Consider the following 25,209-nt stretch of genomic DNA (forward strand, 5'->3'; position numbering starts at 1 on the left):
GTATAAGATTTGCAAGGGAGGGTTAAAATGTCGAATATAAAAGAGAATTTATTAAAATATAAATCCATTTTAGCATTAGCTATATTATGCATAATTGTTAGTATAATTTCACCAACATTTCTACAAGTATCAAATTTAAGAAATTTATTCACTCAAATTTCTGTAAATGCAGTTATATCATTAGGTATGACTTTTGTAATACTTACAGGTGGAATAGATTTGTCTGTAGGGTCAATTGTTGCAATAGCAGGTGCAGTGGCTGCTGCAACTATAAAAAATACAGGGAGTATACCACTCGCAATACTGGCAGCATTATTTACAGGAATTTTAGTTGGGTTTATTAATGGAATAATTGTTGCAAAAGGAAAAGTTCAAGCATTTGTAGCTACTTTGGCTACACAAACTGTATTTCGAGGAGTTACTTATGTATTTACTGGAGGTAATCCTATATCCGGTTTAGGTAATGACTTTATTAGATTAACAAATAGTAGAATACTCGGAATACCTGTTCCAGTTGTTATTACCATAATTGTATTTGCTATTTGTGTCTATCTTTTAACACAAACTAGATATGGAAGATATATATATGCAGTTGGCGGAAATGAAGATTCATCAAGACTTTCTGGTATAAGTGTAAATAATGTTAAAAATTGGGCTTATATTATATCTGGCGCTACAGCTGCAATCGCTGGAATTATCGTTACGAGTAGAATAGGATCAGCGGCGCCAACGGCTGGAAATGGATATGAATTAGATGCAATAGCTGCAATAGTTATTGGGGGAGCAAACTTGGTCGGTGGAGAAGGAACAATATTTGGAACAATAATAGGTGTGTTAATTATTGGAGTTTTAAGTAATGGGTTAAATCTTATGGATGTTTCAGCTTTTTATCAAACTATAGTAAAAGGACTAGTAATACTATTGGCAGTTTTGATTGAGAAGAAAAAGGCTACTAATTAATACATCAAATAAAAATTATTAGGAGGAAATTTAATGAAAAAATTATGTAAACTAGTTTCGGTGGCAATGATAGCAACTATGACAATTGGGGTACTTGCAGGATGTGGCTCTAGTGCTAAAACTAAAACTTCAGCTTCAAGTGGAAAATCTGATTCTAAAAAAATAGGTATGGTTGTTTCAACTTTAAATAATCCTTTCTTTGTAACGCTAAAAGAAGGTGCTGAAGCTAAGGCTAAAGAATTAGGATATCAATTATTAGTTGTTGACTCACAAAATGATTCATCAAAAGAGCTTTCAAATGTTCAGGATTTATTACAAAAGGGAGTTAGTGTTATAATACTTAATCCTGTTGATAGTGATGCAGCTCAAAGTTCAGTTATGCAAGCTAATAATGAAAAGATTCCAGTAATAACTGTAGATAGAAAATCTAATGGAGGAGATGTAGTTTGTCATATAGCTTCAGATAATGTTAAAGGTGGAGAAATGGCAGGTAAATTTATAAAGGAGCAACTTGGTGGTAAAGGCAATATAGCAGAACTTCAAGGAACAACAGGTGCTTCTGCAACAAGAGACAGAGGAAAAGGATTTCACAATATAGTTGATGTAGATAAAAACCTAAAGGTTGTATCATCTCAACCCGCTGATTTTGATAGACAAAAGGGATTAACTGTAACTGAAAACATGTTACAATCAAATCCTAATATTCAAGCTATTTTTGCACAAAATGATGAGATGGCACTAGGAGCTGTTAAAGCATTAAGTACTTCAGGGAAAAAAGCTATAGTTGTTGGATTTGATGGAGGCGATGATGCAAAAAAAGCTGTAGATGCCGGAGAGATGACAGCAACAGTAGCACAACAACCAAAGCTCATGGGAAGTATGGCTATAGAAAATGTTAAAAAGATATTAACTGGGGCAACTGTAGCTAAGGAAGTTGGAGTTGACTTAAAATTATATGTAAAGACCAAAAAATAAAAATGATGAGAATGCCTATTGGTAAAATGTAGATTATTAATATATAATTGAAATAGATTAGAAATATTAAGATTATATAGTTGTATATTCTATGAAGAATCGAGGTAGTTAGCTAATGAATAAGATAACAATGAAAGATATTGCAGAAAAAGTAGGCGTCTCAAAAACCACAGTATCTTTGGTTATTAATAAGAAGGCTGAAAATATAAGTGAAGAAACTAAAAACAAGATTTATGAAGTTATAGAGGAAACTGGATATATTCCTAATAATGTTGCTAGGGGTTTAAAAACTAAAAAGTCTGGAAGTATTGCAATAATTATACCAGATATATCAAATCCATTTTTTTCAGAGTTATCAAGGGCTATAGAAGATTTTGCAAATAAATTAGGGTATAATGTATTCCTCTGTAATTCAGATAATAATGCAAATAAAGAAAAGATGTATGTCAAACTTTTAATAAGTAAATTAATTGATGGGATAATTTTAATTCCTGGACAAGAAAGTGAGGATAGTGCAAATCTATTAAAATTAAATGACATACCATTTGTATTTGTAGATAGATATATTAAAGGTTTTGAAGATTATCCTGGTGTTTATTTTGATAATAAACAAGGGATACAGTGTGGAATAGAATATTTATATGGTAAAGATAAAAGAAATATAGTATTTGTAACTGGTCCAAAGAAAATGACTATATATAAAGAAAGAATAGATGGATATAAAGAGAGTATGACTAAATACGGAATTTATAATAAATCGTTAATTTTTGAAAGTACCTTTACTTTAGAAGGTGGTATGGAAGTAACTAATCATATAATTGATGAATGTAAATCTGTTGATGCTATATTTTATTCTAATGATGTAATGGCTATAGGGGGAATGAAAACTCTTAAAAGAAGAGGATACAAAATTCCTGAAGATATTGTAATAATGGGCTTCGATGGAATAAAGTTATCTAAAATGATTGAACCAGAACTTACAACAATTCAACAACCTATTTATAGTATGGGAGAGCAAGCCTGTAAACTAATAATAGATATTATAAAAGGAGAATCAATAGATAATTCAAAAATATATTTTCCACCGAGTATTATAGTTCGTGGAACAACTTAGCTGTGCCACCCACATGGCAAGTGGCATGTGGGTATAATGAAAAAGAAGATGTTTGGAATAAATTTATTCCAAACATCTTCTTTTTTAAAACCTAATTTAATGGTTACTTCGTTTCATTTATTCGCCTATATGAGAAACATTTTCACTGCTTAAATATAAAATAAGATATTTAACTTAGTTTATGCTTGTAAGTTGGTATGTCTGCGAGGCATCATTATATTGAAATCCATATACATAACTTTGAGTCGTAGGAGTACTGAGACCATCTTTGCTATATATGATATAAGATTCTGAGGATGTAAAACTTCCTGATTTATTATCATCACTAATGCTGTTGAATTTAGTAATATAGGAAGAGATAAAAGTTTCTTGTATTCCTGATTTAGCTGTACTAATTATATATCCTTCTTGAAGCTTATATAACTGACTTCCAGAAGCTACATAATTATTAATTGCTGCAGGATTATTATTATTATTAATAGCATCTACAAAAGCGTAATCATATTGAGATAAAAGAATATTTAGTTTATTTTTAACATCAGTTAATTCACTGCTAGCTTCTTCAAAACTTAAAGCAAGATCACTGTCAAAACTTGAACCTTTGTAGTTTTTACTTGTAAGTTTTTTACCCCCTTGTGACAATGTTGCATATATTTGTGAGGAATTGTTTATAGGTCCAAAATGTGTAGCATCCTTAACTTTAACATTAACATTTTTCCCATTAACAAAAATGTCAGCATCGTTATAATTAGTATCTGAAGATATGTTTATGTATTTCATATCCTCCAATACATTTACTTTCGCTATATTATTATCAGCTGTTACAAGATCCAAAGGATAAGTAGTACTTGAACTAACATATAAGTTTTTGTAATTAGCTAAAATCGTATAAGCACCAGGAATGTATGGTCCAAATTCCTTGGTGGAGTTGTCAGAATCACTTTCACCTATATTAGTATTGTTAATTGAAAAAGTAACACCTTTAACTGGTGCTGTTACAGTGATAAAAGATGGTTTAATATATATTTTATATTTAGGAAAAATGAGAAAGGTCTTTCCGTCACTAGATAAAGTCAATGTATTTACCAACTTTATGCTATCAATATCTTTAGGATTATAAGCATTATTTTTTAAATCTTGATCAACCTTATTATAATATGTAGGATTGCTTTTAAAGTAAGCTAATAAAGGCGAAATACTCTTACTATCTAGTTTAAGTCTAGAATCATTACAATATAATATACTTGCTAAATCAGAAGCATTATTTGAAGAGATATCTTTCTCAAATCTTTTTACTATTTTACTAGGATCAGATAAAGAATTACCAATGTTAACAATGATAACTATTAATATTATTAAAACTATGGATATTGACATGAATATTTTTGTTTTTTTTGAAAATTTCAAATTGGATGTAGCATTGTCAACAGGTTCAGTTGTAATTAAATCCATATCATAATCTAATTCTGGATTAACAGTATCTAAATCAACGTTATGGTCTGATTCAGTTTCAATAGTTGATTCTTCTCGTAAATCGTTACCGCAGCGAGTACAAAAATGTGTTCCATCTATAATTTTGTTGCCGCATTTAGTGCAAAAATTCAATTTAAGTCCCCCTATAATTGTTGTAGTTGTACTCAATGGAGCGCTCTCATCTAAATATGGTATTGTCACTGTAAAATTAGTATATACATTTGTTGGCAAATGTTTAATTCCATTCAGCATTGATCCCATTATGTCTAAAGATAATCCATTAAGTATTATTATTTTACTATATCTGCTTAATAATGGCAAGAATGCCCAAAAAGTAACAGTGCCACCCACGTGGCAAGTGGCATGTGTAGCTATATATATATTAAAGGTATTGAAGATTATCCTGAGTTTATTTTGATAATAAACAAAAGGGTTTCTTTTGTTCGATTGCTATATAAAATGGTTGCGATTTTTTATTTATGGCACCAGTCACTCCAAGATGTTTTAAAGTTATCATTATTTTGTTTACTATATTGATAGAATTGTTTTAAAAAGTCAGCTCTATTTTCATCTCCAGTTTTGTTCCCTTCAGCATCTTTCCTTAATATATCAGACCCTCCTATCAATACTTGACGCTGAATTATATCTTCAAAACTTACTTGTTTTGCATTATTCATCATATCATACATAGCCATAAAAGTAGTAGTTCTTCCTACCCCACCTCTACAGTGAAAATGAAGCCAAGTATCATTAGTAGATATTTTTTGTGTCTCTTTTACAAACAAATCTACTTGATCATCTTTAGGTTTTAAGTGGTCGGATATAGTAAGTCTTAAATAGTGTATTTTTTGAGATTCGACTAATTCTCTTTCTGTCTGAACTTTTTTAGGGTTTACAATTTCAGGAATCGTGTTAACGGACTTACCCTCTTTAAGTTTATCAAAGGCAACATATTTATCTTTTTTGATTTTTTCTAATTTATCTATTTCATCTTTTATAATATCATAGTTTTTTTTATTTATATTAGCTTGGTCTTTTTTACCAAACCAACTTATAGACATTCCTTCAACAAAACCATGAGCTTCTTGCCTTAAATCTACATCTATGATATTTTTGATTTTTTTATTAGCTTTAAATTTGTCTTTTATCATTTTGAGACCCCTCTCACTAAGAGAACCACTACCTGATTCGTTCAAGTTTGATAATCCTTTTAAATTAACATTAGCAGCTGATTGTTTGCTAATTGGATCACTTGACATTCTGAAGTTTTTAGGTAATACGTTTTGATTATCTTTATCTATTACTAACTTTATATGGGTATTATTTTGTGAAACTTGAGTCTTAGTAGAGTCTAAAGCAATATTATTAAATGTTCCTGATTGTAAACAATATGATCCTACTAATAATCCTGTAATAACTGTTATCATTAATAAAGATTTTAAGTTTTTGTTCATTATCAACAACTCCATTTTTGTATTAGAATGTGTTTTGCACGAAAAAGTTTGGCGCTACCCAATAAGAAAGCTTAATCTCGTGATGATGTGTTCTTACTCATTTACATATAGTTAATTATAATATAGAATATTACCATAAAAAGCAAAATATGAAAATAAAAATCATTCAAAATAGGTGAATTGGTGTTGCTATGTCACCACTTCAAATCCAAGGCTGAGTAGTAGGAATGAATGGTTACGTTAGATTAAAAATTCATTTTAATGGTTTTACAATATATTTATTATATGTATACAAATATATAAAATGGATTGACATGTATAATTCTACATGGTAACCTTTACATATGAAAATTTTAAATCTTTTCATAAATAATATTCAGATAAGCTATAAAAAATTCTACTATATGAAGGTAGGAAGGAGATTAAAGTATGTTAATAACAAAAAAAAGTTGTGTGTCTTTAGTATTAGTTTTTATGCTGAGTGTTTTGGGAACAGTGATGATGTCATCTAAGGTTTTCGCTATTGGTGATGCCACTGGTACTACAGCAAGTATACAAGAGATTGTGAGCAACCAGCTAGCTGATGGAGGGTGGAGAAAATATTATACTGAAACTAGCGGAGACTGGGGAAAATCAACCATTGACAACAAAGCTACTTATACAGAAATAAGAAGATTGGCAAAAGCGTATAAAGATGATACAAGCAAGAGTAATTATAAAGCTGCTTGCATAAAAGGAATCAATTTTTTGTTAACTATGCAGTATGCTAATGGTGGATGGCCACAGATTTATGGTGGTTCGGGTTATCATCAAGCAATTACGTATAATGACGATGCAATGATTAACGTAATGATTTGTTTAGATGAAGTCTCAAAGAAAACAGGCGACTTTTCATTTATAGACAATATTTTGGCTGATAAATGTAAAACAGCAGTTACAAAGGGTGTAAATTGCTTATTGAATTCTCAGTATAAGAGTGGAACAACGTTACAGGCTTGGGGTCAGCAACATGACAAAACGACTTTAAAACCAACATATGCAAGAGCATATGAACTTTCTTCGCTTTGCTCTAAGGAAAGTGTATCGATTGTAAAGTTTTTAAAGACTAGAAATGCGACTACAGCAATAACAGCTTCCATAACAGCTGCACAGAATTGGTTTAAAGAAGTTAAGATTACTGGAATCAATGTAGTAAAAGCAAACGGAGACGTAACGGTTGTACATGATTCTAGTGCACCAACTATATGGGCTCGTTTTTACGAATTAGGAACTAACAAGGCAATCTTTGCTAATCGTTTGGGAGAAGTAAAGTATAACCTTGCTGATATTGAAAAGGAAAGAAGGATAGGCTACAGCTGGTATGGTGCTTGGCCCTCAAGTCTTGCGAACTAATCAATTCAATAATATTTAAAAAGAGCTTGTGCTAGAGATAGCATGAGCTCTTTTGCATGTAAAGCAAGGGCAGCTGACAAAACATAAATAGTGACTATTTTATCACATTTAGGGTTTAAATGTCTTTTATGACCGAAAATGGACTGTTCATGCTTTTTCTATTGTGTTTTATTGTATTTTTTTATAAGATGATATTAACGAAGGGACAACCCTTAAGGATTTAAAATATAGTGGTTACCCTATCACAATTAACGAAGGAGGATTTAAAATGAAAAAAATTAAAATGAAAGTTGTTACTGTATGTTTATCTTTAGGAATGATTGCAGGTACTCTAATTACACCAGTTGCTGCTTATGCAGCTAGCACTACTAATAGTACTACTACTACTACTACTACTACTACTAGTACTATTAGTAATACAATTTCAAATGGGATTGAAACTAGTATTGCTAACGATAATGATGCTGAAAAGTACGATACTAGTGTAGGTGATTTACTTACAGAGAGCAAGGCTTGGGCTCCTGGTGTAAATTTTAATGTAAATGTTGATGTATTAGGAATTGCTAATAAGATAGCAGCAGCAATAAGCAGGAACAACTTTAATGGACAAAGAGCTGCTTTTTGCAAAAATTTAATGGAAACAACATTCTATGCAGCTGGTGGTAGATACAATGTAGTGGTTATGGACTTATCACAAAACTATAAATATAAAATTTCTGGTGTGAAAATGTATGCTGGTTACCAATTTGATGGAACTACATACGGAGTTTGGGTTTTCGATAAAAACCAACCTAAGGGATCTTTCTTTAGAAACGATGGTCGTAGAGGCTGGGATCACTGGGCTTGCAGAGGATGGCAAACACTAACAGATAATGTAATGTGGTATAATAGATAAAAAATAAAGTTACTATATATTTTAGGGTTTATTAGTAAAAAAGCCATTGCCTATAAAAGCAATGGCTTTTTTCGTTTACTAAAGTTATGGTAGATAGATATCATAACTATTGCCTTACAGTCAGATGTTTTTAGACTATTATTTTTTAAACACAATGGGGACTTTGTAAAGAAATCACAAAAACATTCTGAAAATATGCAACTATACGGTTAGGACAAGCGTTATATAAGTGTATAACGTAAAACATAAAATGGACTTTAATCAATGGTGATTAAGGAAGATTATATTTAAAAACTAAACCTAAATTAATGGAGGCATAAATATATGAATAAGAAAATTACAAGTTCAGCTCTTGCTGCTTTAATGATAGCAGGATCGACATCTTTCACTGCTTTTGCAGCAATGGACAACGGCACCGTTGTCATAGGAAACAAAGCTTTTGATTTAGCTTATGCTAATGATGTTAGCAATTCTGACGAAATCGCTAATGCAGTAACATCAGGTGGAGCAGTATATGTTAAAGATTTTGACGGCGACTGGAGAGATAATGTTACAGGGTTAGTGATTGAGGCAAGTATTATACCGTCTGTAGTTTATAAGAATGCTACTGGAACAGTAAATTTTGATGCTGCAGATACAAGTTTACCAGCTATTAAGGAAACACCTTATCCAAAAACATTTACAAACATAACAAATGCAATCACAAATTCATCTAATGTTGTTTATTTAACAGCAGTTGATCAATATGGAGAAGCTTTTGATATAGTAACAGATTCTACATATAAAATAACAGCTACAGTGAATGGAATGCCTTTAAGCCAGAGCGAAACAACATTAGATACTATTAATAATATGGCAAAAATAACAATAAACAAAAAAATAGCTGAAAATGATATTGTAGTTATAATGCTCCAAAAGTTTGATAGAACTGCAACTTCCACTACTGCTAAAGTATTGTCTTCAAAAAGTACTAGTTATACAGTAGCAAAGGATTTAGCAGTAGCGCCTCAATCAATAATAGCTGTAAGTGCATCAGCAGATATTGTTTCCATAGGAGATGCAGCAGTTACATTAAAAGCTGATGTGAGAGATCAATACAATAATCCAGCAGATTTATCAGTTAACAAATTAAGATGGATAGTTGATAAGGGTGGAGATTTACTTGATAGTACTTCAGAATTAAATAGTGGTAAATTAACATTAGATAAAACTGGAAATACAGTTAATTTTAAAGCTATAAAAGCAGGTACAATAACTATAACTGCTTATAATATTTTAAATGGTAATAAGTCTACTTATACGGTTGAGGTAGGAGTAACTAAACTTACAACAATTAAATTAACTTCGGAAAACCCAGTGACTTCATTCAATAACCAAGACATTAAGTATAATAAAATAACTCAAAATGATGGTGCTGTTTTAACACCAGATATGGTTAAATTCAATATAAATGCTAAAACAAGTGGCACACTTGCTACTGACATAACACCTATAGCATCACTTAGGGGTGGAAGCGGAACTGACAAAAATGATATAGTAATCAGTGCTAAAACTACAAAAGCTGGTACATACGAAGTTACTCCATATGTAGGAACGTCATTTGATGCAGAGAACGCTGTAAAGGCAACAAAATTTGATGTTACAACAACTGTAAATGGAGTTGCAACAATTATTGATCCAATAATAATACCAACACTTAAAGTTAATACAAAACTTGCAGCAAATGTGGTTATAAGAAATATGCATAACGAAATTATAGACGTAAGTGGTGATAATGTTACTGCATCAGTTTACAAGGCTGGAGTATTATCAAACAATATTAATGTGGAAAAATTAGATAAAGATGGACAAGTAGCTACAACATTGCCAGTTAAATCATTAAGATTTAATGCAAGTGAGGCAGGAAGTTATACAGTAAGAATAAGTGTTAAGGATGCTGTTGCAACTTATGATTTAGCAGTGAATGCAGAAGTTACGACTATTAATTCTATTGAACTTGGTAATAATATTGTAGATAATACTATAATAGCAGGTGCTACGGATCCTGTTTACAGAATTATAAGTGTGAAAGACAATAAAGGTGATGAAATAACTCCTGACATTGCAGCTTGGACTATTTCAACTAAAAATGGAGCAAATGTTATTGATTCTAGTTTTGCAAGTATTGTTTATTACAAACATGATGCAAAAGGGGTTATTGTTAATTCTACAACAGCTAATGCAGAGGGGATAGCTGTGAAATTTGATCCAAGTTCAACTGCAGTTAAAACTTTGACAACAGACACAACACTAATAGTGAGTCTTGGAAATAAAGCAATAACTGAAACAACTGTAATTAAAGATACATTAAATGTAACTGTAAAAGCTAAGAGTGCAGTGAAAGCTATAACACTCTCAGATACTAATATCTCGGTGATTCCTGGGGCTACTGTTAAAAAAGAAATAGTTATACTTGATCAATATGGGAAAGTTATAACAAATCCAGCTATGGTTACGGTAGTTGATGGATCAAAAGCTACTGCAGTAGTTTCTTATGATGAAACTGCTAAAAAAATGTATATAACATATACTGGTAAGACAACTGGAACAGATACAATAGTTGTAAAATCTGTAGCTGATGCTACTATTAAAGCAACTGCAAACTTGACTATTGGTGATAACACAAATATAAAATCAATAGCATTTGATGCATATAATTACAAAGTATATAATGCAGCTGATGATACTAAGGACCAAACAGTAGCATTAACTTACAAAGTAAATGATGGAGAAATAGAGGTTCCTGCAAGTGCAATTAGTGTAATTGCTGATTCTAAGTTAGTCACTGTAACTAAAAGTGGTTCAATAATATACGTTAAAGCAAAAGTTAATGATGCTACAACGGGTATTGGTGATAATGATGCTGTTATAACGATAAGTCTTCTTACACCTAATGGAAAAACATCTTCAATAGATTTAACATTCTCGGATGATGCATCTGTAGCTACTAAATCAACAGTAAAGATTAAAGACAGTGTTGATGAAAATAAAGATTTAGATGGGACACAACTTATAATCGGTAAAGATGTAAATGGAAATGTTACTAAAGATACAGTAAAACAAATTACTTTAGTAGGTATCGATCAATATGGAAACAAAGATGTAGATGTAACAACTGATGCAACTTGGGCTTGCGCTAATGAGGAAATTGCTACAGTAGGTGTGAAGACTGGTGTTGTAACAGCAGTAAAACCTGGTAAAACAACGGTAACAGGTTTCTACAAAGGAAATTTATATACTGTAGAAGTTGAAGTGCCAGCAGTAAACTAATAAATAAAGATGCAACCATTTTGGTTGCATCTTTATTTATTAGTGCCACCCACGTGGCAAGTAGCATGTTCAAAAGCTTGTGTGATAACTAAAGTGAATATGTGTAATATTTAGAAGCCTATGCAACCACTTAATGTAGCTCCTGTAATATCATTTGTACCATTTATAGATGTACATTTCGTCATTATGGCTTTACCAAATGTAACTTTATATCCTAAAGCTGATGGTGTACCTGTAAGTGGGAAATTAAAATTCTTTATACCATTACTTTGACCAATACAACCAGTCATTGTAACAACACCATTTTGATTGTTTCTATCAAATCCACTGCCTGTATTTCCTGTTGCTGTGCAATCAATAAGTATATGTTTTAATGGGTCTAAATGTGCTGCTACTCCTGTAGTTTTGTTGTCTACTCCGCCAACTTTAAATCCATTACCGTCACCTTTTATTCCACCGCAGTTACCATTGTTTATAGCTTTACATCTTGTAAATGTTACAGCTCCATGAGCAGCATATAAATCATATCCATCATCTGAATTTCCTTCAGCGGTACAGTCTGTTAATGTATTTCCGGCACCTGAATGTAATTTAATTGCAAATCCATCAGCGTTTTCTCCTGTTTTATCTGCATTACTATAGGAGTTAACGTTGGTTAAAGTATTATTAGCTGCTCCATTTGATAATTGTACACCGGCATCATGGTTACCATGAACCTTTAAGTTTGTTAGTTTATTACTTGATCCTTCCATATATATTCCATTATCTGCGGCGCCATAAAGTTCCAAGTCAGTAATTGTAGATCCACTAGTGTTAATTGTTAAGCCCCTACTACTTCCAGTAGTTGAAGAAAAATTTATTTTCCCAGCTCCGGCTTTTCCTGATATTGTTACGCCTGCTGGTACAACTACTGAGCCTGAAGTTACTGTTCCTGAGATTGCAATCGTATCTCCGGATTTAGCTGAAGCTAAGGCACTTGATAGTGTAGTTCCCCCAGCTTTAACATTGATAATACTAGCAGCAGAGGCTGATGTACTCTGTAATAAACATCCTCCCATAACAATTGCTCCTAGTGCTGCTACCATACATAAATTTTTAAGTCTTTGCATTAAATAACCCCCTGTATATTTTTTTGTTTTCATATATGTAAATTGTTTGCATATATAACAATATTGAATTTTTTATTTATTATTTTCATCATATGTAATGTGCTAACAAATATTATATTATCATACTTTTATATTAGTGTAAACGTTTTTTTGAATTTTCCCCATAAAACTTTTTTTAAGCTTTATACTGTCGCATTTGAAGATATTTAGGCATATGATCTACAAAATTGGCATGACAAATGTCATGCAACTTTTACAAAAAATATACAATTTCTAATATAATGGACATATAATATAAATATTGTTAATGAGAAAAACCAAAGAAAAAAATTTAGGAGTGAGTATTAATGAAATTTATTAAAAATTTGAAAATTATCCAAAAACTACTGTCAGCTTTTATTATAGTATCATTGTTTATGTTTATTATTGGGTTTATTGGAATGAATAATGCGGAAAAAATGAATAAAGATATTACTAATATGTATAATTCGGATCTGATAGGTGTTAAGGATACTACTAACATTAAATCAAATTTATTAGAGATTAAAATAGATATATTGTTAATTGCTAATCCTAAAAATAAAAGTGATTTACAGAAAAACAAAGATGATATTGCAATGTTACAAACTAAAGATGATGCACTTATTGAAGAGTACAAGAAAAGTATAACTACTGAGTTAGATAAAGAACAATTAACAGAACTTCAAAAATCACTTGTAGTCTATCGCGTAGCCAGAGAGGATGTAGTTAAACAAGCTGAGGAAGGTAATTATGATAAAGTAAATGAACTTTTTACAGGGGTTACCAAGAGTAGGATTGACGTGGTTACAGTTCTAGACAAAATACTAAAATTAAATATGGATACAGCAAAAGTTGACTATGAAGCTAGTCAAGTATCATTTGGTAAAACTTTAACTAAAACTATAGTAATAATTGTTATAGGATTATTTGTGGCTATTGCACTGGGTTTAATTATTTCTATTTCAATTTCAAGGCATCTAAAGAAGGTTTTAATAGTTGCCCAGGCTCTTGGCGAAAATGATTTATCAAAAACTGTTGATCTCAATACTAATGATGAGGTTGGTATTTTAGCAAAATCTTTAAATAAAGCTATAACAAACTTGAAAACATTAATCGGAGAAATATCAGGAAGTGCCACTGATATTAATGCTACCAGTGAAGAGCTATCGGCTACAACACAGGAAATATCAGCAAAAATGGAGCTTGTGAATGAATCTGTAAGACAAGTATCATTAGGAGCCGAGCAGTTAAGTGCAACAACAGAGGAAGTAAATGCAACTACAGAAAGTATCGCAGAAAATGTGGCTGATGTCACTAAAAGAACCCGTAATGGAAATAGGATTGCAAGCGATATAGAAGTAAAGGCAAAACAGGTTAAAGAAGATGCTGAGAATAACTTCAGTATAGCAAATAAATTATATTTGGATAAACAAGCAAATATACTAAAAGCAATTGAAGAAGGCAAGGTTGTTGGTGAAGTTAAGATAATGGCAGATGAAATAGGAAATATAGCAAGCCAGACAAATCTTCTTGCACTTAATGCAGCTATTGAAGCAGCGAGAGCAGGAGAAGATGGTAAGGGCTTTACAGTAGTTGCAGATGAGGTTAAAAAATTAGCTGAAGCGTCATCAGCTATAGTTCAAAGGATTCAAGAGGTAACTTTAAAAGTGGAGCAAGCATTCCATAATATTTCTAACAATGCTCAGGATGTGTTGAGCTTTATTGATAGTAAAGTTACACCTGATTATGAAATGTTTGTAGATACAGGTAAGCAATACGGTAATGATGCCATAGTATTTAATGAGCTATCGACGAGTATTGGAGACTCAATGAATGTAGTAAATAAAACTGTATTAGGAATTAAAAAGGCGATTGAAACTGTATCAGCTACAGCTGAGGAATCAGTTGCAAGTTCAGAGGAAATACTCGCAAGTGTTGATGAGTCTGTTATGGCAATTGCGGAAATAACAAAGGCTTCTCAAGATCAAGCGATACTTGCAGAGAAATTAAACAATATGGTTCAAAAGTTTAAATTGTAGAATATTAATTAAAACCCTGTTTAATTCAAATATGAGTTAAATGGGGTTTTAAAATGTTTATTTCTTGATGAGTTGTTTTTTAAAAGTATCTACTTGATGCTGAAGCCATTTTATAACTTCTTTTTTATCTTTATCTATAGGCGAGATTTGTTCCCAAATTTCTTTGAAATATCCTTCAAAAGCATTAACGACCATGGGCTCTTGAATTACTATGGCGTGTTTTGAAGATTCAATATGAACGCTATGTCTTTCTTTGATAATAAAAGAAGAAACGGTATTCCCTTTGTTTTTATAAAGAGTTTCATTAACAAAAGAAAATTTATAGTTGTCATAGGTTTTTAATAAATTAAGTATATTTTGTATAAGTATAATTATATCTTCAATATCAAAATTAATTGTATTAACTACGTTAAAGGAGTAAAAAGAGAGTTCCTTGTTTTTAATTATATTTTGCATAGAGCTTAGGAGGTATATGTCTAAATATTCATGCTGTTTTATATTTAACAAAAAAGAGTTTACTCTACGTTGGTGTAGTTCTAATATTTTTATTAGCTGATCATTAGTAAAGCTCAGTTTCTCTAATAGTTTCTTTAGTAATACATTGGGAATAAGTGATAAGCTAAGGTTATTTTTAAACAAAAATTGGTTTCCAGAGGTATTATCACTTTCATCTAATGAGTTATTGTATGCTAGACTTTCATCTAAATCATAATATTCCATTAATGATTTAGATAAAGGTAAAAGAATTATATTAAAATTTTTGCATAAAATATCAATTCCGACTTGATTGTTGGTATAAAATGCGCAATCTATTTCAGAATTTAGACTTGTTGAAAAACAGCTAAGAGCACCTTTGCCAGGAATAATAGCGACTTCTCTACCCTGAGAAGCTACATCATAAGTTTTATAGTAATAGAGTAGGAATCGACCTGTTTCTAATAAGGGAATAGCTAAAAGTATAAGGTTCATTATTTCCTTAGTATTTTGGTTTAATTTGAATAGAAATTTTACAGTCCAACCATTTATCAACGCCTTTAAAATAGCCTCTTTCCATCCTATAAAATCTTCCTGAATTTTTATTAGATCTAGATTGTTGTCAGAGGATAGGTAGATTACATTATTGTTTTTACATTTTTCTTTTCCAGCTGTTTCAATTAAAGTTAATATAGATGCTAAAACATTTTTACGACCAATAATGATATTATTATTATCTTTATTTGATAAATCAATTTTTTTATTAGTTCTTATTCTTTTACCCTCCAAAGAACGACCTTGAGATTCTAAAAGAGCCTTCATTAGTTTACCTTTAATGGGTATTTTTACGTAGGCATGCCCACAAACTATGTTAAGAACATCATTTAAACGTTCTTCTTGAATAGAATTTAAAATATTTTCAGAAAGAAAGTTTGTTATACTTTCTATGTAATTTCCATGATACGAAGGAATTCTTTGCTCATGAAGCCAACGACTTATTAGAGAACTGTCAACGTTAATTCCTTTAGATAATCGATTATTGCTCATATCTAATGAAGAAAGTAGCAGTTGAAGACATTCTCCAAACTTAACTTTTGTAATCATAAAATGCTCCTTTTGAAAAAATGTCATGTTTATTTTATAAAAACTATGTAAATGTTTAAACATAGATATATATAATGTAACATATAATATATTACCATTAAATATAAAAAACGACAATTTTATTTTACTGCAAAATCATTTATAGAATATTTATTGACTGTATTATTTATATTTTGTACAATGGTAATTGGGAATTATAACAAAAGGAGGGAGATAATATGACTAGAACTAAGGGATCTAAGAGGAACAAATTGATAGGGGTACTTATTATTTTAGTGGGTATACTAGCAGTTTTTGCATACATGATATTGTATAACGGTGGAATTACAATTAGAAAAACGGCTACAACGGAGGTTATAGGAAAGCTTGCAAAGGTGCAGATAACAGGTGGAGAATTCGAATTAACTCAAAAAAATATGGATGAGTTAAGCAATTTATATTTTGCAAAGCCTATAACCAAAGGAAATATTATTCTTAATGGAGTTAATGTAGAAATTTTAAATGATGAGCTTTTAATAAATGCTCCTATAAAATACAAGAATCTTAATCTATTATTTTCATCAAAGGGAAAAGTAAGTGTCTTAAATGGTACAATTACATATGATGTCGATAATTTTAAAATTGGAAAGCTTAAATTACCTAAAAAAATTGTTTTATCTCAAATAATAAAGCTTAATAATAAAAACCTTTATGTTGAGGGTAATTTAATAAAAATTAATCCAAGTATGTTTCCTTTTAAAATAAGTAGTCTTAAAATTAAAGATAATAAAATACTCGCAGCGGCTCCCAAGCAGAGTATAAAAAAGTCATTTGAAGAAATTACTAAAATGAGTGGGGTAGAGATTGATAAGCAACTAGATATATTAAAACAGAAAATACAAAATGCTGCAAAGCTTATGAGTGGAGAAGCAGAAAAAGCAAAATTAAAAGAGATTCAAGATATTATAGATAAGGCTAAGGGTAAATCAATAGATGAAAAGAAACAAATTATAAGTGATAGCATTAATAAGATTGATGGAGCCATTAGTAAAATAACAGACAATGATAAAAAGAAAGAATTAGAGAAAATTAGAGCTGCTGCTGAAAATGCACAAAAGATTGCAGCGGAAAAACAAAAAATATCTCAGGAGCAGGATGCTACTAAAAGTGCTTCATTAATAAAGGCACGGGACGATTTAGGTAGTGCATATTCTAATGTAGAGACTTCAAAAGAAAAGCAGATGATATCAATAATGCAATCAACTATGAGCGAGATGGCATCAAATTCATCTTATAATTCTAGCGCAGATCAAGCCTCAGTTAAATCTATTTACAGTAGCCTAGATTCGCAAAGTAAGAATAAATTTAAGTATACATTAGCTAGCAATGTTGATTCGGACAATCTTTCTGTGTTAAGACAGATTTTTGGAATGTAAAAAAGGATAGTGAGATCACTATCCTAAAAATTATTATGCTATTTTGACATAATTGTTAGTATCACATCTTTGGCCGTTTTTTGAATCAAAATAATTGCCATGTGTGTACCTTTTTTAGCATTTACACTATATGATTTTTTTGCTTCAGTGATAGTCCAACCATCTTGTTTTAAGATAGCTTGATAATCATTAAATACCTTTACATCTGTTGTATTTTTTAAGGTATATGTAGAAGTATCAAGTGCTTTTTTTGTTTTAGCAGTGTATTTAGCTGATTGTACTCCAGTGTATGTTGGGAGATATGCTAAATCCTTAGTATATGTTATTTTAGTTTTAGCAGGAGTAGTAGAGGTAGCTATACTAGTCTTACTTGCATCTGCAGTTGTTTTACTACCACATGCAACGAAAGATAGGGATATAACTAACACCATTGTAATGTAGAGAAACTTTTTCATGAAAAATCACCTCCTTAAAAAATTAGCCTCAATGTACATTTTAAAGCAATTAATGGTAATGTCAAGTATCTACGTCGTAAAAGCAATAGTATATAAATATTGTAGTTTAAAAGTAAATAGTAGTAAAAATATTGTCAATAATTCAAGTATTTTAAATTTTTTTGCTTGAAAAAAAGAGGAAATTGTACTTTTTTGTCGAATTAATATATTAGTATACTTTGTGACTGATATATAAAGGGGATTAAAAAAATGGTAAATCAAGAGATAAACATAGTCATTGCAGATGACAACAAAGAATTTTGTAATCTTCTTAATGAATATCTATCGAATGAGGATGATATTAATGTTATTGGCATTGCAGGAGATGGAATAAAGGCAATAGAGCTTGTTTACGAAAAAAAACCTGATTTATTAGTGCTTGATATAATTATGCCTAATCTTGATGGACTTGACGTTTTAGAGAGATTAAGTAGAATGAATATGAATTCAAAGCCTTATATAATAGTTTTGTCAGCAGTTGGAAATGATAAAATAACTCAAAGAGCCATAACTCTCGGGGCAGATTATTATGTTGTAAAACCTTTTGATATGGAAGTACTTGCTCGAAGAATAAGACAGATGTTAAATAACACTATCAACAGTGTTAGTGCAGTACGAACATCTACTTATTCTGATAATACTCAGAGTGAAACTTATGAAAATGAATCTACCAATGCTGATATGATGAATGAAATAACTAGAATTATCCATCAGATTGGAATACCTAGTAATTTAAAAGGGTATATGTATATAAGAGAAGCAATATTTATGGTGATTAATGACACAGGGCTTTTATCATTAGTAACAAAAGAATTGTACCCATCAATAGGAAAGAAATTTAGTACTACAGCGAGTAGGGTGGAAAGATCAATGAGACATGCATTAGACATTGCATGGAGCGGGCTTAAAGAAGAGAAGATTAATAAAATTTTTGGTTATACAATCTGTAATAAAAAAGGCAAGCCTAGTAATTCTGAATTTGTAGCCATGGTTGCTGATAAGTTAAGAATACATAATATAGAGTAGTTGCTTATTTTATGATACAATAATAAATATAAAAAGTTTATTTAAAAATATAAAATACTGTTGCAAAGGGATGGAAAATATATGAGTAATATTGATATACAAAAAGTTGGGACTGATTTTATTGTTATAAGTGATAAATTAAGTGGGATAGTTACTATAACTACTGAGGATTTAGCTGAGCAAAATTTATCTAATAATTTTATTTATAAGGTTTTACCGAATGGCGAAATACTAAATGTTGCTAAAGAAAATAAAACAGATGAAAAATTAGAGAAAAAAGCAGTTAAGAGTTCAAAAGAAATTTTAAGTGATAAATTAATAGAGGATGGATTTGAGAAAATCCCAGAGAATTTATCTAAATTAGAGCTTACTAAAATATTGGAGTTTTCTGAAAATAAAATTGTTAAAAATAATAAATATTCAAGGATGTTCCCTTTTAGCGTTGAAAAAACTGATAATTATGATTTAAAAGTAATATTACTAATGTACAATGGAAGTAATAATGAAACTGAAATAAATAAGTTTCCATTAAAGATAAAAGATGCAAATAATAATGTGTTAATAGCTGACCTTGTCGATATAAATAAAACAATAAGTGTCTCTAAAATAGGTATATGTGAAGTACTAATAGAAAAAGAACGTCTTAGTGAACAATTACCAGATTTAACAACTTGGACTATTACCTTTGAAATGGTATAAAATGATATAAATTAATATTTACAAAGAAGATGTTTGGAATGAGTTTATTCCAAACATCTTCTTTTTTTATTATATAGGAAACCGCTGTGGATAATATCTATATGCTAGAGCTTGTTCCTTTTGCCACTTGCCATGTGGGTGGCACTGTGGGTGGCACCGAACTTTTACAAAAATATTTGAAAAATATGCAACTATACTGTCAGGACAAGCGTTATATAAGTGTAAACAAGTATAAAAGTAAAGCATAAAAATTATAAAATAATATCAAAAGATAAATGTAAATAAACGGAGGCATAAATATATGAATAAGAAAATTACAAGTTCAGCACTTGCTGCATTAATAATAGCTGGATCAACATCTTTTACGGCTTTTGCAGCAATGGACAATGGAACAGTTGTAATAGGGGATAAGGCTTTTGATTTAGCTTATGCTAATGACTCAATTAATGCTCCTGAAATCACGAGTCCAATAATCGCAGGTGGAGCAATTTATGTTAAAGATTTTAATGGAAATTGGATAAATAATGTTACGGGAGAAACCACTTCGGCGGGACTAATACCTGCTGTAGTTTATAAAAATACTAAGGGTGAAACTAAATTTGATGCTGCAGATGCTAGCGTAACAGCTATTAAGGAAACTTCATACCTAAAAACATTTACAAGTATTACAAATTCAATTACTAATACATCAAAGGTTATATACTTAACAGCAGTAGATCAGTATGGTGAAGCATATGATATAAAAACAGATGATTCATATAAGGTAACGGCAACAATAAATGGAATACCTTTAAGTGATACGCAGGTGAAATTAACAACAGATAATAATATGGCAAAAATAACATTAGACAAAGATTTAGTTGAAAATGATGTCATAGTAATAAAACTTGATAAATTTGATAAAGATGTTACCACTTCAAGCGCAAAATTAATATCGGAAGTAATCTCTAATTTTGTGGTAGCAAAAGCTAAACTATCACAACTTAATTTAACCTCTGAAAAACCTGTTACTGAGTTTAATAAGGAAGATATTAATTATAATAAAATAACACAAAATGATGGTGCTATATTAACAACTGATATGATTAAATTTAATATAAATCCTAAAACAAGTGGTACAGTTGCTAGTGATGTAACAGTTACAGCAAGTCTTCGTGGAGGTAGCGATGCTGATAAAAATGATATAATAATAAGCGCTAAATCGACAAAAGAGGGAATATATGAAGTTACTCCATATGTAGGAGCGACCTTTGAAGCAGAAGGCACTATAAAGGCAACAAAATTTGATGTGACAACTACAGTAAATGGAATTGCAACAACTATTGATTCTATAACATTACCAAAACTTAAAGTTAATACAAAGACGACAACAAATTTAGTTATAAGAAATGCTCACAATGAGGTTATAGACGAAAATGGTAATAATGTTACGGCTTTAGTTTATAGAAATGGAGTATTAGATAATAGCTTAACAGTTGAAAAGCTGGATATAGATGGAAAATCATCAACTACGAGGCCAGTTAAATCATTAAGATTTAATGCAAAAGAAGCTGGAAATTACATAATAAGGCTAATAGTTAATGGTACAGTTGCAAGTAAGGATGTATTAGCTATTTCAGAAGTTACATCACTCGCAGGTATTGAACTTGGAAATAATATAACAGACAATAGTATAATAGCGAATGAGATGACTCCTGCTTATAGGGTTATAGGTGTAGTTGACAATAAGTGGGATGAAATAATTCCAGATACTTCGGGATGGACTATTGAGATTAAAAATAAAGCAGGCACAAGTTTCAATGGGTTTGCAAGTATTGTGTATTATAAACATGATTCAATAGGAGTTATTATAGATGCTACAAAAGAAGATGCTGAGGGTATAGCTGTAAAGTTCGCTCCAAATGCTACATCAGTTAATAGTTTAGAAGCAGACACAATACTCACGATAAAAGTTGGAAATAAAGCAATAAGTTCTACGGACGTTATTAAAGATACATTAGACGTAACTGTAAGAGCAAAGAGTAAAGTAAAATCTATAACACTTGCAGATACTAAAATTTCAATAATCCCAGGAGCTAGTGTTAAAAAAGAAATAGTTATGCTTGACCAATATGGAAAAGCTATCACTGATCCTACTATGGTAAAGGTATTATATGGATCAAAAACTACTGCAACAGTTTCTTATGATGATAGAGCTAAAAAAATGTATATAATATATTTTGGCGAGGCATTAGGAATTGATACAATAGTTGTGAAATCATTAACTGAGCCTGCTATAACAGCAACTGCAAGTATAAGCATTGGCGATAATACAAATATAAATTCAATAGCATTTAATGAAAACAAATACAAAGTATATAATGATGCTAATAATGATGTTTTGGATCAATCGGTAGCATTAACTTATAAAGTAAATGGTGGAGATATTGATGTGCCGACAGGTGCTCTTCACGTAATTTATGATTCTAAATTAGTTACTGTAACTACAGAGGGCTCAGTAATAAATGTTAAAGCAAAGGCGGGTGTGAATACTGCTGCAACGGGTATTGGTAGTGATACAATTATAACAATAAGTGTTCTTACAGCTAATGGAAAAACAGATTCGATAAATCTAACATTCTCTGATGATGCTGCGGTAGTTACTCCTTCAACAGTAGTAATTAAAGATACTGTTGATGAAAATAAAGATTTAGCAGGAACACAATTAATAATTGGCAGAGATGAAAAGGGAAATGTTGTTAATGAAACGACAGGACAGATTACATTACTCGGTGTAGATCAATATGGAAATAAAGATATAGATGTAACAACCGATACAACTTGGACATCTAGCAATTCTGAGATAGCTAAAGTAGGTACAAATACTGGCCTTGTAACAGCAGTAAAACCTGGAAAAACAACAATAACAGGCTTTTACAAAGGGAATTTATATACTATAGAAGTTGAAATACCAGAAGTAAAATAAAAAAACTCAAAAAATATATGAACCAGATAAATATTGTTTATCTGGTTCATATATTTTTTGTTGTGATACTCGCAATAGGTTATTCACCTGTTAGACCACTTTTATGGAACTGCTTTACAAAACCAGCAGTCTTTTTATTAATTTTTTCTTTTAAGAAAAGTCCAAGAAGTAAAAAAATAATAAAATATATAGCTAATATTAACATATTCTTAACTAACACCTCGGGTATAATCCCTGCCGTTGCTTCCCTCATTCCACCTATGGCATAAGTAAATGGCATCATAGGATTTATATATTGAAAGAAATCACCCAATAATTCTATTGGAAATGTTCCTCCAGATCCGGAAACTTGTAGTACCAATGCTATCATAGTGAGAGCCTTACCTCCATTGCCTAAAACAGATACAAATGTATAGATAATGGTAGTGAACACAATACTAACATATACTCCAAATAGTGTGAGTATTATAGGGGAAACTGCATAAGTTTTTAGAATAAATAAATTACCAGCTATAGTTATTAAAGCTTGAAGAATTCCAATACTTACAAATGTAAAATATCTTCCCAGAAATTTTTCTTTTGTAGTTAAAAGTGTGCCATCCTTAAAATCTTTAATATGAACTGACAATATTGAAACTAATATAAATGCACCTACCCAAATAGCAAGTATAGTGTAAAATGGGGTCATAGCCGAACCATAATTAGGAATTGGATAGACTCTATTTTGTACGAGTTCTATTGGGTTTGCTAAGAAGTCACTTTCCTTTTTACCATCTCTTTTTAATATTTTTATAAGTTCATTAATTTTTTCATCATCAGTAAGTTTTTTTAACTTTTGTGCATTTGCATGTACATCTTTTTGAAGGCTTGGGAACTTATCCTTTATTTCCTTTAAACCATCTATGCCTGCGTCAAACTGAGTATTGGTTTGATCGAGCATACTAGTAATGAGAGGCATATTGCCTTGCATATTTTGTAACATACTTGTTGCACCAGTTGATAAACCACTTGCATTGTTCATCGCATCATCAATTACGTCACTGGTTTCCCTATCGAAAAGATTCATTGTATTATTGATTAATCCTGAAGCTTTGTTAGCGCCCTGCACCGCAGAGGTTATATCACTAGTTAGGACTGCATTACCATGATCTACGGTATCAATCATAGAATTAACATCGGCCTTCTGCTTTGTCATCTCATTTTTAACACTTGTGAGACGATTAATGAAAGTTCCAATAACACTACTGTTTAGGGAATTATTTATTGATTTATTTAGAGCGAGTACGTTATCAATTTTTTGTATACCATCTGTATATTTATCACGAGCTTTAATTAAAGCACTATTATTTGATGATTTTGAGTCTTGAAAGTCAGTTAATGAGGATTCAGCATCATCTGCTTTGTTTTTTATAAGGGCAAGGTCTGCCTTCATAATCGGAGATACAGTTTGTAGTGAATTTTTTCCTTTTTGCGCATATTTATCGCTTGTTTTAGTAAGATCTAGAGTATTGTCTATGGCACCAGATATAGTAGGAATATCGCCCCTAACATTTTTCATAAGTTTTTGAAACATTAAAGCTTCTGTGTAAACATTATCTATGGAACTTCCGATTTCAGGCATATTATCATCTGCACTAATAACCATATCAATAAGACTTTCAAGTTTTGGTTTGTCTTTTGCAAGATCGACTCCAACTTGGTTAAGATAAGTAAATAGTGTTTCACTAGCTGTCTCAATAAAGGTTTGGGTTATTTGTTCTTGCAGGGAAGTTGCGCCACTGCCTGTAATTTTTGGAGCTACAGCATTCTCTTTTTCATTTACAGTATAAATTAATTTTGCTTTGATTGGATCAGTATAAGATGTAATAGAAAGGAAATCCTTTGAAAAATCCTTAGGGATAACAAAACTGGCATAATATTTACCATATTTTACACCTTCCGTAGCCTCACTCTCATTTACAAAGGTCCAACCAATAGATTCATTAGTTTTCAATTTTTTTACCAAATCATTCCCAATATTAACTTTAGTATCCTTTAGTTTTGATCCAGTATCCAAATTAACAACAGCAACTAAAAGCCCTTTGGTCTTTGAATATGGGTCCCAACCTGCTTGAATATTAAACCATGCATAGAGTGCTGGTAAGCAAGATATCCCAACTATTATAATTAGTGTTACATAACTGCAGAGTATACTTTTTATATCTCTTTTGTAAATTTTTAAAACATTTTTCATATTTATTCTAGGACCTTTAAAAATTTTCTTCATAAACAGCCACAACCTTACATATATA

At 30.8% G+C, this 25,209-nt stretch carries 17 protein-coding genes; 11 read left to right on the forward strand and 6 right to left on the reverse strand.

The features are described from left to right. The first annotated feature begins 27 nt into the window (after window positions 1-27). The 3 genes from LL038_RS23260 to LL038_RS23270 all read left to right on the forward strand — a co-directional run bounded on the left by LL038_RS23260 (window position 28) and on the right by LL038_RS23270 (window position 3,049). Entirely contained in the window at window positions 28-960 is a 933-nt protein-coding gene (locus tag LL038_RS23260) for an ABC transporter permease (RefSeq protein WP_216122774.1), read from the forward strand. 33 nt (window positions 961-993) lie between these two features. Then, the gene (gene rbsB / locus LL038_RS23265) at window positions 994-1,935 is read left to right on the forward strand and encodes a ribose ABC transporter substrate-binding protein RbsB (protein WP_216122775.1); all 942 of its coding nucleotides are present in this window, start codon (window positions 994-996) and stop codon (window positions 1,933-1,935) included. 115 nt (window positions 1,936-2,050) lie between these two features. Further along, window positions 2,051-3,049 (forward strand): LacI family DNA-binding transcriptional regulator, encoded by a 999-nt coding sequence (locus tag LL038_RS23270; RefSeq protein WP_216122776.1) that lies wholly within the window; start codon window positions 2,051-2,053, stop codon window positions 3,047-3,049. 174 nt (window positions 3,050-3,223) lie between these two features. On the opposite strand, the gene LL038_RS23275 is transcribed toward LL038_RS23270, so the two are convergent. Continuing rightward, the gene (locus tag LL038_RS23275; RefSeq protein ID WP_216122777.1) at window positions 3,224-4,843 is read right to left on the reverse strand and encodes a zinc ribbon domain-containing protein; all 1,620 of its coding nucleotides are present in this window, start codon (window positions 4,841-4,843) and stop codon (window positions 3,224-3,226) included. A gap of 152 nt (window positions 4,844-4,995) precedes the next feature. After that, on the reverse strand, window positions 4,996-5,976 hold the full coding sequence (locus LL038_RS23280; RefSeq protein ID WP_216122778.1) for a fused DSP-PTPase phosphatase/NAD kinase-like protein: 981 nt from the start codon (window positions 5,974-5,976) through the stop codon (window positions 4,996-4,998). Window positions 5,977-6,405: 429 nt separating this feature from the next. Here LL038_RS23280 and pelA point away from each other — a divergent pair, with 429 nt between their 5' ends. The 3 genes from pelA (at window position 6,406) to LL038_RS23295 (ending at window position 11,572) form a co-directional block, all read left to right on the forward strand. Next, on the forward strand, window positions 6,406-7,368 hold the full coding sequence (pelA, locus tag LL038_RS23285) for a pectate lyase (protein ID WP_216122779.1): 963 nt from the start codon (window positions 6,406-6,408) through the stop codon (window positions 7,366-7,368). A 268-nt stretch (window positions 7,369-7,636) separates the two neighbouring features. Then, a complete protein-coding gene (locus LL038_RS23290; RefSeq protein WP_216122780.1) occupies window positions 7,637-8,263 on the forward strand; it encodes a hypothetical protein in 627 nt (208 codons plus the stop codon). A 324-nt stretch (window positions 8,264-8,587) separates the two neighbouring features. Then, entirely contained in the window at window positions 8,588-11,572 is a 2,985-nt protein-coding gene (locus LL038_RS23295; RefSeq protein ID WP_216122781.1) for a hypothetical protein, read from the forward strand. Window positions 11,573-11,682: 110 nt separating this feature from the next. Here LL038_RS23295 and LL038_RS23300 read toward each other — a convergent pair whose 3' ends face one another. Beyond that, window positions 11,683-12,681, reverse strand: coding sequence for a right-handed parallel beta-helix repeat-containing protein (locus LL038_RS23300; protein ID WP_216122782.1), 999 nt, complete (start codon window positions 12,679-12,681; stop codon window positions 11,683-11,685). 347 nt (window positions 12,682-13,028) lie between these two features. On the opposite strand from LL038_RS23300, the gene LL038_RS23305 reads away from it, so the two are divergent. Then, complete coding sequence (locus LL038_RS23305; protein ID WP_216122783.1) at window positions 13,029-14,741, forward strand: methyl-accepting chemotaxis protein; 1,713 nt, start codon at window positions 13,029-13,031, stop codon at window positions 14,739-14,741. Between the two features lie 57 nt (window positions 14,742-14,798). On the opposite strand, the gene LL038_RS23310 is transcribed toward LL038_RS23305, so the two are convergent. Next, window positions 14,799-16,319 (reverse strand): hypothetical protein, encoded by a 1,521-nt coding sequence (locus LL038_RS23310; protein ID WP_216122784.1) that lies wholly within the window; start codon window positions 16,317-16,319, stop codon window positions 14,799-14,801. A 218-nt stretch (window positions 16,320-16,537) separates the two neighbouring features. Between LL038_RS23310 and LL038_RS23315 the strand changes: the two genes are divergently transcribed. After that, window positions 16,538-17,734 (forward strand): hypothetical protein, encoded by a 1,197-nt coding sequence (locus LL038_RS23315; protein WP_216122785.1) that lies wholly within the window; start codon window positions 16,538-16,540, stop codon window positions 17,732-17,734. Window positions 17,735-17,772: 38 nt separating this feature from the next. Here LL038_RS23315 and LL038_RS23320 read toward each other — a convergent pair whose 3' ends face one another. Then, entirely contained in the window at window positions 17,773-18,189 is a 417-nt protein-coding gene (locus LL038_RS23320; RefSeq protein WP_216122786.1) for a hypothetical protein, read from the reverse strand. Window positions 18,190-18,438: 249 nt separating this feature from the next. On the opposite strand from LL038_RS23320, the gene spo0A reads away from it, so the two are divergent. The 3 genes from spo0A (at window position 18,439) to LL038_RS23335 (ending at window position 22,918) form a co-directional block, all read left to right on the forward strand. Continuing rightward, a complete protein-coding gene (gene spo0A, locus LL038_RS23325) occupies window positions 18,439-19,254 on the forward strand; it encodes a sporulation transcription factor Spo0A (RefSeq protein ID WP_216122787.1) in 816 nt (271 codons plus the stop codon). Between the two features lie 81 nt (window positions 19,255-19,335). Further along, complete coding sequence (locus LL038_RS23330) at window positions 19,336-19,953, forward strand: SLAP domain-containing protein (protein ID WP_216122788.1); 618 nt, start codon at window positions 19,336-19,338, stop codon at window positions 19,951-19,953. Window positions 19,954-20,254: 301 nt separating this feature from the next. Continuing rightward, window positions 20,255-22,918: an Ig-like domain-containing protein gene (locus LL038_RS23335; RefSeq protein ID WP_216122789.1), complete on the forward strand. Its 2,664-nt coding sequence runs from the start codon at window positions 20,255-20,257 to the stop codon at window positions 22,916-22,918. Window positions 22,919-22,997: 79 nt separating this feature from the next. Here LL038_RS23335 and LL038_RS23340 read toward each other — a convergent pair whose 3' ends face one another. After that, window positions 22,998-25,184, reverse strand: coding sequence for a YhgE/Pip domain-containing protein (locus LL038_RS23340; RefSeq protein ID WP_216122790.1), 2,187 nt, complete (start codon window positions 25,182-25,184; stop codon window positions 22,998-23,000). Window positions 25,185-25,209 lie beyond the last annotated feature (25 nt).

Origin of the sequence: Clostridium estertheticum (genome assembly GCF_026650985.1) — a bacterium.
Classification (GTDB): Bacteria; Bacillota; Clostridia; order Clostridiales; family Clostridiaceae; genus Clostridium_AD; species Clostridium_AD estertheticum_C.

Excerpts from the sequence above, each read along its gene's own strand:
- LL038_RS23260 (WP_216122774.1), top strand. The coding sequence starts at position 28 with ATGTCGAATATAAAAGAGAATTTATTAAAATATAAATCCATTTTAGCA.
- rbsB (WP_216122775.1), top strand. The coding sequence starts at position 994 with ATGAAAAAATTATGTAAACTAGTTTCGGTGGCAATGATAGCAACTATG.
- LL038_RS23270 (WP_216122776.1), top strand. The coding sequence starts at position 2,051 with ATGAATAAGATAACAATGAAAGATATTGCAGAAAAAGTAGGCGTCTCA.
- LL038_RS23280 (WP_216122778.1), bottom strand. The coding sequence starts at position 5,976 with ATGAACAAAAACTTAAAATCTTTATTAATGATAACAGTTATTACAGGA.
- pelA (WP_216122779.1), top strand. The coding sequence starts at position 6,406 with ATGTTAATAACAAAAAAAAGTTGTGTGTCTTTAGTATTAGTTTTTATG.
- LL038_RS23290 (WP_216122780.1), top strand. The coding sequence starts at position 7,637 with ATGAAAAAAATTAAAATGAAAGTTGTTACTGTATGTTTATCTTTAGGA.
- LL038_RS23295 (WP_216122781.1), top strand. The coding sequence starts at position 8,588 with ATGAATAAGAAAATTACAAGTTCAGCTCTTGCTGCTTTAATGATAGCA.
- LL038_RS23300 (WP_216122782.1), bottom strand. The coding sequence starts at position 12,681 with ATGCAAAGACTTAAAAATTTATGTATGGTAGCAGCACTAGGAGCAATT.
- LL038_RS23305 (WP_216122783.1), top strand. The coding sequence starts at position 13,029 with ATGAAATTTATTAAAAATTTGAAAATTATCCAAAAACTACTGTCAGCT.
- LL038_RS23310 (WP_216122784.1), bottom strand. The coding sequence starts at position 16,319 with ATGATTACAAAAGTTAAGTTTGGAGAATGTCTTCAACTGCTACTTTCT.
- LL038_RS23315 (WP_216122785.1), top strand. The coding sequence starts at position 16,538 with ATGACTAGAACTAAGGGATCTAAGAGGAACAAATTGATAGGGGTACTT.
- LL038_RS23320 (WP_216122786.1), bottom strand. The coding sequence starts at position 18,189 with ATGAAAAAGTTTCTCTACATTACAATGGTGTTAGTTATATCCCTATCT.
- spo0A (WP_216122787.1), top strand. The coding sequence starts at position 18,439 with ATGGTAAATCAAGAGATAAACATAGTCATTGCAGATGACAACAAAGAA.
- LL038_RS23330 (WP_216122788.1), top strand. The coding sequence starts at position 19,336 with ATGAGTAATATTGATATACAAAAAGTTGGGACTGATTTTATTGTTATA.
- LL038_RS23335 (WP_216122789.1), top strand. The coding sequence starts at position 20,255 with ATGAATAAGAAAATTACAAGTTCAGCACTTGCTGCATTAATAATAGCT.
- LL038_RS23340 (WP_216122790.1), bottom strand. The coding sequence starts at position 25,184 with ATGAAGAAAATTTTTAAAGGTCCTAGAATAAATATGAAAAATGTTTTA.